The organism is Pseudoalteromonas luteoviolacea S2607 (genome assembly GCF_001625575.1).
Lineage (GTDB): Bacteria > Pseudomonadota > Gammaproteobacteria > Enterobacterales > Alteromonadaceae > Pseudoalteromonas > Pseudoalteromonas luteoviolacea_E.
In genome coordinates, this window is record NZ_AUXV01000013.1 from 1 (window position 1) to 4,078 (window position 4,078).

Consider the following 4,078-nt stretch of genomic DNA (forward strand, 5'->3'; position numbering starts at 1 on the left):
ACGATAACTAGGAATTATGGACTCTAATTCAAAACAAAAAGTCGCTGTATTGAGGGATTATGAGCAATTTGAGGTTGATGCTATAAATATAATCTCAAAAGCAATGCCAAATTTTGATTGGCAAGCAACGAAACTTACTCGAGATGGAAATAAAGACGCTACAGGCCTATTCCAAAGTGAATACCTTGACTCTTCGTTTATTGCCTGGTTAGAAGTAAAATATCGTACCAATCCAAATATGAGTATTGTATCGAGAGCATTCGATTCAACACTCATTTCAGCACTAGATGAGTCAAGTCTTAAGGCTTTATATTTAATAACTAATGCTAAAATAAGCACCAAACTTCAATACAGAGTTGAGGCATTTTTTGAGAGAGTCATGCCAAATCTCCAGACGGTAAAGCTTTACGGTGGTAATTATTTAAAATTACTAAAGAACTGTCCGAATAATACGCTTGATATTAATGATTTAGTTTCCCTAGAAGTACGAGTTGTAAACTGTGTTGATTTCTCAAACTGTAAATTGAATGATATTGGCTCAGTAAACTCGAATGAATTTAACTATATCGTTATATCCTTTTTTAATCCATTTTCAGTTTCTCACTTAAATGAAGTTAGTAAGCCGGTATTGTCACTGCTAAAAAATGAAAATATTATTAAAGAACATGCTATTGAAGATGGGTGGAACTATATGAGCTTTCTCTTTACCCCCGAAGAAAGAGAGATAGCTAATAATAGAATAGAGCTTTTTTTATCTTACAATGATAAATCGATTTCATTGGTTAAAGAATTATTGATTTATAACTTTACAGATGTCAGCTTGTCCTATCGGTCAAGCTTGCAGTTATCTTCCACTATCACGAATCGGTATGAGTTGATATTAAAAGGACAGTCAAGAAGACTATTAGCACTAATATCTGGTTCAGCAGGGTGTGGAAAAACATATATTTTAGAAAACTCCTGTGCAAATTGGTCAAAAACACATGAAATTCAGCATATTCGGTTTACAGGTCTTCAGTCTGATTGGGAAAAATTAGCTGACTTGCTTATTTTTTCTTTTGATTCTAACTGGAATTCAGAGAGAGAAGTAAATGAACTAGATGAAAGCGCTGATATTGAAACTATAGTAGAAGGTTTAATTAAGAATCAAAAACTAAAATATAAGAAATTAATTTTAATAGATGATTGGCAAAAAGCATCTCCAAATGTGATTATAAAGTCTGTGGATATAATCTCAAGCATTTCAAAGTATACAGAGAATGTAAGCTTATTACTTTTTTCAAGACCATGTTATTCATTTGAAGAAATTAAAAGTGCATTACAAGGGTTCGAGTTTTATGAGTTGACAGGCCCTTCGTTTGAAGATACTAAAAACTCGATGAGGTTGACTTTTGAACAAGAGCATTCTAATGAAGACGTACGGTTAGTTTTTGAACTTGCACCAAATATTATTAGCTTAATAAAGTGCCTTGAGTTAATTAAATCAGCTCAGCTACATAACGAAGAGCACTCAATTCGTCAAATTGTAAACCAGCTAAACCATAAAAACCTGTTCGAACTGCCTACTTTGGACAAAAATGAACTGGATCTTATTTGCATTATATACAATCTTCCCAACGGAATTAAATACGATGATTTAAGCCTAGAAGAGAGAGAAGTTGCTTTTAGACTAAGTAAAAATGGCCTAGTCAAAGTAGAATCATCATATGAGCAACGCTACATTCCGATTCATGATTTACTCAGAGAGTCGGTACTCTCTAGGCATTTAGTTTTGAGCGATAAATGTATTTCAAGAATCAAAATTTTAGCAAAAAGATCTAGGGAATATTATTATGCTTATTTATCCTTGAGCGTATCGAACTCCCAAAATCTCAACAGCGCTGAGCTGAAAGAAGCACGAAAAATCAGAGATCAAGAAGTAGATAGAACTCATTTTGGACTTGTGCATTATTTATCCGAAGCCATCATAAATACAGCTCTACACAGCCAATCAGCTATCGATAGATTAGAATGCCCTTCCGATGTTTTATTAGTCGCTTTTGACTTTTTTCAAGCAGGAAACATAGCCAACCATACGAGCTACAACAAAGCGGCGACCACATACTTGGAGCAAGCCTATAATATAACAAAAAGATTTTTATACTGTGCCGAAATTAAAGATTTATTTTTCAGAATACAGTCGGAGTTAATAAATATTAGGTTTTGGAATCTTGACTGCTCGTTTATAAATAAATTAGAGCTTACTGATATAGAAAAAGAATCTAATGGTAATAATCGAGCATTAGCAAAAGCAATAATTTTAAATAGAAAAATGATGGCCCATTATTTGTTAGATGAATATGAATTAGCAAAGTCAACAAGAGTTAAAGCTTCAAAGTTTTGTACTAAGTATGGTCAAAATGCCGAGAAAATACATCTAACTATGGATTCAGCGAAAAGCGAAATGGTTACATCACCAAAAACGGCTCTGAGACTGTTTACAACGGCAATTAATAAATATGAAGAAAATGACTTCGAACTCAGGAGGCTACTTGTGGCGCGCTATCAACGAGAATCATTGCGCGTTAAACTGGGCAAAAGCAAAGCTGAATACTTATATAAACTATCAGAGGATTTAAAATTAAATGGTTTCAACCAAGAGTATATTAACAGCATTATAGATTTAGCGACAATATACGCTGTAAACAAACAAAACCAAGAAGCCGCTATGCTCTTAAATAGTGTTTCTGCTCATCCAGATTTTGAACTCAAACCAAGGCTGGTATTCAAAGTAAAACAATGCAAAGCTGTGATTAAAGTAATTGAGCTAGATCTCGAAAGTGCTGGTCGTTACTGGGAAGAAGTACTAAACACAGTGACTTCGGCTGGTAATTCATATAAAAATATACCCAGCCATAATTTAAGACAAGATTCAGTGAGCTCAATAAACTGGTTCTTCGAGCCAATTCAATTTATTGAAGGTGAAATTTATGTCGACCCTAGACTTTGGTAAAATTATGGTACAACTTGATTCCCATGAAGATCTAAAATCATAGTTTTTTTAGCGCCCCTTTGAGAAAACCAATAATCATTATTGCTTAACTGAGAAAAGTGGTCACACAAAAATAAAAGTGTGCCCGGGTACTTTACAAACTCAACGGGTAACTCTTCCCAGCATTCAATGAGCTGCCCTCGGCTGCGTAATGCAAAATTTACCTCAAACTCATCCCAATCTGAAGGTAAATAAGAGCGCCAATCTTGTAAATTACTCACATTAATGATTAGTTTTGGCTCTGTATTAAAACCCTCTTTAAAATTGAAAAATTGAGTGAAATCATTTTTGATAGACCTTTCCCAGCGAGTCCAAAACTTGGATGTAGCTATACTCTCATTGAACGTCGTTTTTGATCTGGTTTTACCTTGGAAATGGTAGGCTGTGGCATTACCGCATACAACGGTCTGGTATCCAAGTTTGCGATATTTTAAAGAAATCTCCATACCTTCATATGCGTTATAATATGTCTCATCTAACGCGCCAACTTCGTTAAAGAGTGCCGTTTTAAATAGCTGACAAGCTGTCGTTATTGCTTGGGCATTTCGGTCAGGTAGCTCCCCGACTTGCTGGACTTTTCTTCCAACAAGGGCATGCTTATTAAACCCCTTGCCAAATACATGCCCATAGCTCTGTATAGTCATATTCTGCGGATATATAAGTAGTGGTTGAACAGATGCAACCTGAGGGCTTTCGAGCTTTTCATATAGCTTGTGTAAACACTCATCTGAAAGAAAGACATCTGAGTCCATTAGTAATGTATATGGCCTGTTTACTAGCTCCATTATTTTATTTACAGTTATTGAATACCCCATTGGGTAGTCATTGTATATGACTCTTGAGTCGCAAGATTTTGTACTAACAAACTCGTCTAGTAGACCTTTACTTTCACTGTCTATTTTGCCATCAATGCAAAACACAAATTGAGCGTAGGCAGCTACATCCATTCTATTCAATTTAGATAAAAAAGTTCTGGTGACATTACTATTACAAGCAATCGGGCTAACTATAGCCAGTAGAGTATTATCCATAATTCCTAGTTATCGT

At 34.9% G+C, this 4,078-nt stretch carries 2 protein-coding genes; one reads left to right on the forward strand and one right to left on the reverse strand.

Annotated features, from left to right (window positions below; translation table 11 throughout):
* Window positions 1–16: 16 nt before the first annotated feature.
* On the forward strand, window positions 17–2,992 hold the full coding sequence (locus tag N480_RS08840) for a hypothetical protein (RefSeq protein ID WP_063372151.1): 2,976 nt from the start codon (window positions 17–19) through the stop codon (window positions 2,990–2,992).
* Window positions 2,993–2,994: 2 nt separating this feature from the next.
* On the opposite strand, the gene N480_RS08845 is transcribed toward N480_RS08840, so the two are convergent.
* Window positions 2,995–4,062 carry a glycosyltransferase family 2 protein gene (locus N480_RS08845; protein WP_063372152.1) on the reverse strand — a complete coding sequence of 356 codons (1,068 nt, stop codon included), beginning with the start codon at window positions 4,060–4,062 and terminating at the stop codon, window positions 2,995–2,997.
* Between the last annotated feature and the right edge of the window lie 16 nt (window positions 4,063–4,078).

What these genes read in the sequence shown, in the direction of transcription:
- N480_RS08845 (WP_063372152.1), bottom strand. Translation starts at nt 4,062, where the DNA reads ATGGATAATACTCTACTGGCTATAGTTAGCCCGATTGCTTGTAATAGT.
- N480_RS08840 (WP_063372151.1), top strand. Translation starts at nt 17, where the DNA reads ATGGACTCTAATTCAAAACAAAAAGTCGCTGTATTGAGGGATTATGAG.